Below are 7,406 nucleotides of genomic sequence, written 5' to 3' on the forward strand. Positions count from 1 at the left end.
CCGCGATCCGCGCGCGGCTGCGTGCGGCCGGGCTTCCCACCCGCGTGGCGGACGCCAGTGCCGTACTGGATGAGGGCGCGGCGTTCGACGTGCCGGAGGCGGTGGATCCCGTGCGGCTGGCGCGGGTCGGGGCGAGGATGCTTGCGGCGGGATTCCCCGTCGCCGCCATCGTCCACCGCGGGCCGCACACCCCTCGTACCATCGGCTTCGCAGCCGTGAAAGCCGAGGACCTCCCGGCGGCAGGGTGGACGGCGGATGCTCCGGCGCCGCAGCCCCGATCGCCGGAGCACCGTCTCGCGGCGACCACGGGGGCCGCGCTGCTGCCCGGCAACCGCATCGAGCTCGAGATGGACAACGCGCAGGCGCGCCGCTGGCTGCTCGACGCCATCGCCGTCAGCAGGCGGCGCGTGCACCTGCAGGTGTACATGGCACTTGACGACGACGTCGGCGCGCGGGTGGAAGCGGCGCTGGCCGAGGCGGGCGCGCGCGGGGTGACCGTGCGCGTGGTCGCCGACTCGCTGCACGGCCTGCAGGGTTCGTTCGGGGCGCGCAATCCGCTGCTGGAACGGCTGGGCGCCCGCCCCGGCGTGGAGCTGCGCCTCTCGCGGCCGGTGACCGGAGTCCCCTCGCTGGAGGATCTGAAGCAGCGGGACCATCGCAAGCTCGCCGTGATCGACGGCGTGGTCGCTCTCCTGGGCGGACGCAATCTCTCCCACGAGTACTACACCGGCTTCGAGGAAGTGCAGCTCACGCCGCAGTCGACGTGGCGCCAGGTGCCGTGGCTCGACGCGGGCGCCCGGGTGGAGGGCCCGGCCGTTGCGGCGCTGGAGCGCTCCTTCCTCGATGCCTGGACCGCGGCCGGCGGGGCGCCGTACGACGTTGTCGAGCCGCCAGCGGCCGGATCGGCGGCCGCGCGCGTCGTCGTGCATCACGGACTGCGCGACGCATGCTCACTCGAGGCCTATCTCGCGCTCATCGAGACGGCCACGTCCCACGTGTACGCCGTCAACGGCTTTCCGCTGATCCTGGAGATCCAGCACGCGCTGCTGCGCGCGATCGCCCGGGGCGTGCGCGTGCGGGCGCTGTTCGGCAACCTCACGCCCACTCACGACGGCACGCCCTTCGGAGGGCCGTGGTCAAAGGCGCGCACGGCGGCGACGGAGCTGGTGCACTCCCGCATCGATGCGCTCGTGGCGGCCGGCGGCGAAGGATACCAGTTCGCGATGCGCGAGCAGCCGGCCTGGACCCGGGGGCTCGGCGTGGTGAACCCCCACGTGCACGCCAAGGTCATGAGCGTGGACGGGCGAGTCTGCTCGGTCGGCAGCGCCAACCTCGACATCACCGCCGGCTATTGGGAAAACGAAGTGATGCTCGTCGTGGAGGACGGATCGATCACCCGCGGGCTCGAGACGCGCATCGACCGGCTGATCGCCGGCTCGCAGCCCGTCGACCGCAACGACCAGAGGTGGCAGCGGACGGCCCGGCGGCGCCAGTGGATGCGGTACTGGCCGGGCGTGCTGTCGGTCTGAGGGTGGACTGGAAGGTCACCCCTCGTCGCCGAACTCCGTGACCCGCCCGCCCGGTCGGAGTGCGGCGATGTAGAGATGCGGGCCGTGCTCCCTCATCGAGTAGCGTGACGTATCGCGGTGCTTCGCGGTGGCGAAGAACGCCAGGAGCGCGCTCGGAATCTCCCGAATGCCCTTGAGCTGGGCCACCGGCTCGACCGATGCCTTCCACTCGCCGTCGGCGAATCGATACTCGCGCCCGAAGTGGGCGAAACGACCCCAGGCCAGGGGGGGGAGAGCGGGGATGGGATCGCGGGCCCTGACGTGACGAAACACCTTCCGGCCGACCGCGCGCGCGACCTCGGGCAACGGTCCGCCCACCGCCAAGGGCTGGCCGAACGTGTAAACGGCGCGCAGTGTCGCGGCGATCCCACGCTGTTCGGCGTTCCCGGCGAGCGACAGTGCGAACAGCAACGCCATCGCGCCGCCGAGGCTGTGGCCCGTCACGTAGAGCGCCTGCATCGGATGGTCGAGTTCCTTGTCGGGATCCGCCAGTGATCGTCCTCGCAGCGCCAGCTGCAGCTCGCGGACGACCCCCCAGAGCGTGGCACGCACGTTCCGATGAAACCCGGCGTGGACGCCGAGCGGCTCGCCGCCGAGCGCCAGCGAAGCGGAGCCGACGTCGGCGTCCGCCAGCCAGTTGCCGAGCGTCGCCGGCTCGGTGCCCCGGTAGCTCAGGATCACGACCCGGCCGCAGCGACTCTGCACGAGATACGCGGTCGAGAAGATGAACATGGCGTCCACCGTCTGCGCCACACGGACACAGGCGTTGTCCTCGAGCCCGACCCGGGACATGATCGTCGTCAGCGTCCCGATGTCGGAGTACGAGTAGCCGGCGGCGGTGGCGAGGACGTGCGCGACCGTGGCGTTTCGATCGGCCCGATCCTCCTGGTGCGCGGCGAGCAGGGCCGGCACGAGGTCGTCGTAGATGGGAAACGGGGGGCCGCAGGTCCCGCCCGTGAGTCGCTCGAGGTTCATCGGCTCCACCTCTCCCTTCGTCGGATGCTCGGCGTCGATTGCGGCATCCCGACCCGCCAGGGCGCCCGGGCGACCGACGGCCCGTCTCGCGCGGGCAGGACGGGTGCGGCGTCCGGGGACGCCAGGTGGAGCTGACGCCCCACCCGCCCGGGCTCGCTCTCCTCGCTCATCCTCTAAGAGTGATGGCCGGGCGCGCCGGGAGGAAGAGTCGCCGTCGGGTCCGAGCTCGCGAGTCGGCGCCCCCGGTACCACACCACGCCCTGGCGCGCGATGGATACCCCGCGCATACATAGTCCCAACCTCCGCAGTGGGTACGGTATGGGGCGCGAAAAGGCCGCCAGGCATGGTGCGCTGGTCACAGCCATCAAGAAGGCCCGCCGTGAGCTGAAGGCGACGTGGGCCGAGGCCCAGGAAGATGTGCGATGGGTGAACGCGGCGAACGGGACGGACGAGCTGGAAGCTGCGATCCGTGGCTTTCTGCGGAGCCACAGGGACCTTGTCGGCGCCGGCGAACGGCTAAAGAAGCACCTCGCACGGTTCCGCAGAGCCCACCGGCGGCCCGGCAAGGGGAGCGGCAGGGCGGCGGCTCCGTAGGCCACAGTCTTGCCGTGGCGATGCTGGCGCAGGCAAGCAGCGGGCGCCTGCGTCCCAAGCTCGTGACACAACCCGGACCGGAGGCCGGAAATGCGACCTGCGGAAGTCGCGGCGGCGTTCGTGGCGTGCATCAACGCCCACGATCTCGCCGGCCTGAGCGATCTGATGACCGACGATCACGTGTTCGTGGACGCGCTCGACAATCGGGGAGCCGGGCGTGATGCGGCGCGAGCCGGCTGGAAGCAGTACCTCGCCTTGGTCCCCGACTACTGGATCAAGGTCGATACCGCCCTCGAAGAACATGGAACCGTCGCCCTGTTCGGCAGGGCCGGCGGGACCTATGCCGGCAGCATCCCGAAGGATGAGTCCGGCCGATGGGAGGTGCCGGCTGCCTGGCTCGCAGGAGTCCGGGACGACCGGATTGCGATCTGGCGGGTGTACGCGGACAACTTGCCCATGCGCCGGCTGATGGGGCAGAAGGGCGTCGTGCGGGAGTGAGCTCGGCAGGTGCCGGGCGCCGGCCGATGGCCAGTTCCCGGGAACGGTGATACTATGGCCCCGATTCCTCCCGCGAGGCGCGACCCGTCCAGCAGGCGCGGCCGGCGGGCTCGCCACCTCGGCCCTGCTCACTGACGGAGGTCCCATGTCAGTCCCCGTCCTCGACGATCTCAAGCAAGTCGCGGTCGTCGCGTCGGGCTTCGCGCTGTTCGTTCCGCCGGTCACGCTTGCGGCGATCATGGCCATCATCGCCGCGTACGCGATCGTGTCGGGCCTCGCGCTGATCGTGGGAGCGTTCAGGCTCCGCTCGCTCGCGCAGGCCTGAACATGGACAGGACGGGCGCCGAGAAACAGCGGGTCTGTCAGGTCTGCGGCAGCGATCGGGCTGCCGATCTGCACCGCGGCATACTGGCGGGCCCGGCCGTGGCGGAAGCCATCCACCGGGCGACCGGGAAATGGTCGGACGACGGCTGGATCTGCACGGACGATCTCAACAAGTATCGGCACCGGTACATCGAGTCGCTCCTCGAGGCGGAGCGTGGAGAGTTGACGGCTCTGGACCGGGAGGTGCTGGCGAGCATCAGGCGGCAGGAGCTTCTGGCAAAGAACCCCGAGGCGGAGTTGCAGAGCACCCTGACCATGGGGCAGCGAGTCGCGGACCGCGTGGCGGGGTTTGGCGGCAGCTGGACGTTTCTGGGCATGTTTGCGTTGGTCCTGCTGCTGTGGATCGGCGTCAATTCCGTCCTCTTGATTCGTCACCCGTTCGATCCCTACCCGTACATCCTGTTGAACCTCGTGCTGTCGGTGCTGGCGGCGATCCAGGCTCCCGTGATCATGATGAGCCAGGGTCGGCAGGAGGCACGGGACCGCCTGCATGCGAGGCACGACTACCAGCTGAACCTCAAGGCCGAACTCGAGATCCGCAGTCTTCACCAGAAGGTCGATCATCTGCTGTCTCACCAGTTCGAGCGATTGGTGGAGATCCAGGAAATGCAGATGGAGTTGTTGACGCGAAGTGCGGCGCCGGGCGAACCCAGCGAGGACGCCTGACTGGCACGCGCTGGCGAAGAACCCGGTGGATCGTGCCGTCGCCGTGAGGCCGGCGCCGGCGCCCGGACTCGCCTCCCGAGGTGACGCCACATGAAGAGAGCCAAGCGCATTCTGGTGGGACTGAAGACGCTCGATTCCACGGACGGGCTCGTGGATCTGGCCTGCCGCGTGGGCGCCAGGGGAGCCTCTCTGTGCCTTGTCCACGTTATCGAGCTGCCCGAGATCACGCCCCTCGACGCGGACGTGCCCGAGCTGGACCGTGCGGCCGCGAGAATTGTCGCCAAGGGCAAACGCGCCGCGCGTCGCGGCAAGATGAAGGCCAGCGCCGTCGTGCTCAGGGCTCGCGATACCGCCTCGGCTCTGCTCGACGAGATGAAGCAGAGGAAGATCGACCTGGCGGTGCTCGGCTATCACCATCGGCGCACGCTGGGTGAGCTCGTCCTCGGAACGACGGCGCGACACCTCGCACAGAAGGCGCCGTGCCACGTCGTACTCAGTATTCCGCCGCGACAATGACGCCCTACGTGCGCGTGAAAGACCACCCTCGTCGGGTCGCGATTTCGCTGGCGGCAAGCGCTCGGGCTCCGGCCTTAGGAGCGCACATGCTGCGGATTGAGCGAATCCTCTGTCCTGTCGATTTCTCCGACGCATCGGCGGGCGCGTATGGCTCCGCCCAGTCGCTGGCTCGGCGGTACCAGGCAAGGTTGATCGTGCAGCACGTAGTCGAATTCAACCCTCCGCACTTCGACTACTATGCTCCCGCGACGTACCTGGTCGAGCTCTACCAGAGCATCCGCGATGATGATCGAAAGAAGTTGCTGGACTTCGTGAGCTCGCATCCGAGCGACGGCGTTCAGCCTGAATGTCTCGTGTCCGACGGCGGGGTCATCACGGACGCGATTCTCTCCGTGGCAAGAGAGCAGAAGGTGGACCTCATCGTCATGGGGACGCACGGCGCCAGGGGTGCTGACCGTGACGCACTGGGGTCGGTGGCGGACAAGGTGTTGCGGAAAGCACGGTGCCCGGTCCTGGTGAGCCATAAGCGCGAGCGGGATGCCGCAGGGCCGCAGGGCGTACAGGAATCGATTGAGTTGCGACGGGTCGTCTTCTGCACGGACTTTTCCGACCCAGCGCAACGGGCCTTGGGGTATGCCCTCTCGGTAGCGGCCGAGTACGACGCTGAGATCACCCTGCTCCACGTTCTGGAGGACGTGCCAAGCTCAGCCGAGACGGAGACTGCACTCGCGACGGCGACCCGGCGACTCGAAGGACTGATTCCGCCGGAGGCGGGCACAGCCGCCAGGATCAAGACCGCCGTGCGCGTCGGCAGAGCCTACGAGCAGATCATCCAACAGGCCTCAGCGACTCAGGCCGACCTCGTCATCATGGCCGTGCGGGGGCGCAACCTCCTGGATCTGGCGCTGTTCGGTTCGACCACGTATCGCGTGATCCAGCTGGGATCGTGCTCGGTGCTCGCCGTGCACGGTTGAGGGCGCCGCAAGGGCGGCCTGACGCTGCCCTCGTATCTCCCGCCCGCGCCGACGGCGCTCACGGCGATGGCGAAGACGCCGGAGGAGTCGTCGAGCGCCCTGCGTAGGCTCGCTCGCTGCGCGCCTTCGTGTCGCGGAGCAGGGCCGTCGTCCGCTGCAGCAGCTCGCCCATCACCTTGCTGCGCAGGTTCAGCAGTCCGCCACTCGGCAGGTTGTCGAAGTGCAGGCGGCGGAACAGGACGAGGAAGATGCCCCCCGGCTCCGCTGCCTGGTCTCCCGTCTGATCCACAACCGCGGTCAGGTCGAGGGCTCCGTCCAGGAAATGCGCGGCGTAGAGCAGCTTCGACGCGACGAGCGTGGTGCCCGGCAGCTCGGGCGGAGCGTACACGACCTCGTGCGTGATCGTGACCGTCGGCTTGAGGCCGGGCAGATCGTCCTCCGCCCAGAACATCACCTCGGAGAGGTTCGCGGGCCGGCCTTGCGGATAGGCCACGAGGTACCGCTCGAGCGATGGTGCGCGATACAGATAGGGCGAACGCGCGAGCATCGCCTGAAACACCTGAGCCGCCGCGGCGCGGGATTGCTGGTCCTCGTACACGATGAGCGCGGAGTCGCCGCGTGCGCGGTAGGCCGTGACGTATTCGACCATGCGCTCGCGAAAGTACGCCGTGACGATCGAATCCGCCGCCAGCGACCCGAAATCGACCGTCGCGCGGAGGTGGGCGATGACCTGCGCCGAGAGTTTCACCTTGCAGGAGCCGGCGCGACAATGCGCCAGGTCCTGCGCATCTTCGCGCGGCAGTGAGAGCCCCGCGACGTCGGACACGGTCGGCGGATCCGAGAACAGCCCGAACGCGATCCGCGACGGGTCGCGAAGCGACGACGGGAAGGCGGCAGCGAGCCTGACGTAGAAGGATCGCGGCACGCCGACGCGCACGATGCCGAACAGCGCGATCTCGCGTTCGTCGGAGGTCGCGAGCACCTTCGCAACCGGCTGCCCGGCGGTGACAGCCGCCACGTCACGCCGATCCAGCGCGATCGTCTGCTGCAGGAACTCGGCGAGCGCGGGTGGGAGGCCTTGCGCCCCCCCGCACTCGGGCAGCGTCGTCACCGCAATCGTGACCCAGGCCAGGACACGGAGCTGCAATGACGCCGGCCAGCCGGCCGTGCGGGTCATGCGCCGTCCTTTCGACGCTGGTGGAACGCGCGACATCATATCGCCGCCACTGAC

General features: G+C 69.0%; 8 protein-coding genes. 6 read left to right on the forward strand and 2 right to left on the reverse strand.

Going from position 1 to position 7,406, the window contains the following annotated elements:
• The coding region (locus tag VMF70_04710; protein HTT67308.1) for a phosphatidylserine/phosphatidylglycerophosphate/cardiolipin synthase family protein at positions 1-1,529 on the forward strand (1,529 nt) is incomplete at its 5' end.
• Positions 1,530-1,544: 15 nt separating this feature from the next.
• Here the strand turns inward: VMF70_04710 and VMF70_04715 are convergent.
• Complete coding sequence (locus VMF70_04715) at positions 1,545-2,543, reverse strand: lipase family protein (GenBank protein ID HTT67309.1); 999 nt, start codon at positions 2,541-2,543, stop codon at positions 1,545-1,547.
• A 684-nt stretch (positions 2,544-3,227) separates the two neighbouring features.
• Here VMF70_04715 and VMF70_04720 point away from each other — a divergent pair.
• From VMF70_04720 to VMF70_04740, 5 genes are all read left to right on the forward strand, one after another.
• Positions 3,228-3,635 carry a nuclear transport factor 2 family protein gene (locus VMF70_04720; protein ID HTT67310.1) on the forward strand — a complete coding sequence of 136 codons (408 nt, stop codon included), beginning with the start codon at positions 3,228-3,230 and terminating at the stop codon, positions 3,633-3,635.
• A gap of 145 nt (positions 3,636-3,780) precedes the next feature.
• Positions 3,781-3,960 (forward strand): DUF308 domain-containing protein, encoded by a 180-nt coding sequence (locus VMF70_04725; protein HTT67311.1) that lies wholly within the window; start codon positions 3,781-3,783, stop codon positions 3,958-3,960.
• Between the two features lie 2 nt (positions 3,961-3,962).
• The gene (locus tag VMF70_04730) at positions 3,963-4,685 is read left to right on the forward strand and encodes a DUF1003 domain-containing protein (GenBank protein HTT67312.1); all 723 of its coding nucleotides are present in this window, start codon (positions 3,963-3,965) and stop codon (positions 4,683-4,685) included.
• A gap of 90 nt (positions 4,686-4,775) precedes the next feature.
• The gene (locus VMF70_04735) at positions 4,776-5,201 is read left to right on the forward strand and encodes a universal stress protein (GenBank protein ID HTT67313.1); all 426 of its coding nucleotides are present in this window, start codon (positions 4,776-4,778) and stop codon (positions 5,199-5,201) included.
• Positions 5,202-5,287: 86 nt separating this feature from the next.
• A complete protein-coding gene (locus VMF70_04740) occupies positions 5,288-6,175 on the forward strand; it encodes a universal stress protein (GenBank protein ID HTT67314.1) in 888 nt (295 codons plus the stop codon).
• Between the two features lie 58 nt (positions 6,176-6,233).
• On the opposite strand, the gene VMF70_04745 is transcribed toward VMF70_04740, so the two are convergent.
• Positions 6,234-7,406: hypothetical protein (locus VMF70_04745; GenBank protein ID HTT67315.1), on the reverse strand; the 1,173-nt coding region annotated here is incomplete at its 5' end.

It is taken from the genome of Gemmatimonadales bacterium (assembly GCA_035502185.1).
In the GTDB taxonomy this organism is placed as follows: domain Bacteria; phylum Gemmatimonadota; class Gemmatimonadetes; order Gemmatimonadales; family JACORV01; genus Fen-1245.